Annotated in this window: 2 protein-coding genes; both read left to right on the forward strand. The window is 71.4% G+C overall.

Features of this window, described 5'->3' with window-relative positions:
• Positions 1–63: 63 nt before the first annotated feature.
• Positions 64–513 (forward strand): EF-hand domain-containing protein, encoded by a 450-nt coding sequence (locus tag KCH_RS01165; protein WP_244305072.1) that lies wholly within the window; start codon positions 64–66, stop codon positions 511–513.
• Positions 514–663: 150 nt separating this feature from the next.
• Positions 664–875: FAD-binding protein (locus tag KCH_RS43705; protein WP_035858203.1), on the forward strand; the 212-nt coding region annotated here is incomplete at its 3' end.

Below are 875 nucleotides of genomic sequence, written 5' to 3' on the forward strand. Positions count from 1 at the left end.
CGTGCCTCGCAGGTCTTGACGGGGCGTCATGTCCCGTCGTCGGGCGAGCGAGAGGCTGCGGGAATGCCGGTCAAGGTGAAGAACCAGAAGTTCACCATGCTCTTCGACTGGTTCGACCAGGGCGGCGACGGCGTGCTCACGCACGACGACTTCCGGGCGATGGGCGAGCTCTTCGCCGCGCTCGCCGCCGAGGACGACCGGGAGAACACCACGGCGATGCGCGAGGCGTTCGAGGAGTGGTGGCGGGTGCTCCTGGAGCACGGGGACGCCAACGGGGACGGCCGGATCGACCGCCAGGAGTTCCTCGACGTGATGGCCGCCAACGTCACCGCCCCGGAGCACTTCGAGAAGGCGGTGCTGGCCATCGCCGACGCGCTGATGCGCGCGCTCGACACCAACCGCGACGGCGTGCTCAGCAAGGACGAGTACGTGCGCATGTACGACGCGCTCGGCATCCCGCCGGTGCACTCGGAGGACGCGTTCCGGCGGCTCGACCGGGACGGCACGGGATGATCAGCAACGACGAATTCCGCACCGCCATCACCGAGTTCTACCTGAGCTCCGACGTGAACGCGCCGGGCAACTGGCTGATCGGCCCGATCCAGCAGTCCTGACCCGTGCGCCCCGCGCCCCCGGGCGCCCGACCGCTGGGATGATCGGGCCATGGCATCCGATCTCGCCCGCGCCCTCGCCGCCGCCGTTCGCGGCGAGGTCCGCTTCGACACCGCCGAGCGGGCCGTGTACGGCCAGGACGCGTCCAACTACCGGCACGTCCCGCGCGGGGTGGTGAAGCCCGCCGACCGGGACGACGTGCGGGCGGCGCTGACGGTGTGCCGGGAGTTCGGGGCGCCGGTGGTGGCGCGCGGGTCGGGTAC

The organism is Kitasatospora cheerisanensis KCTC 2395 (assembly GCF_000696185.1).
In the GTDB taxonomy this organism is placed as follows: Bacteria; Actinomycetota; Actinomycetes; order Streptomycetales; family Streptomycetaceae; genus Kitasatospora; species Kitasatospora cheerisanensis.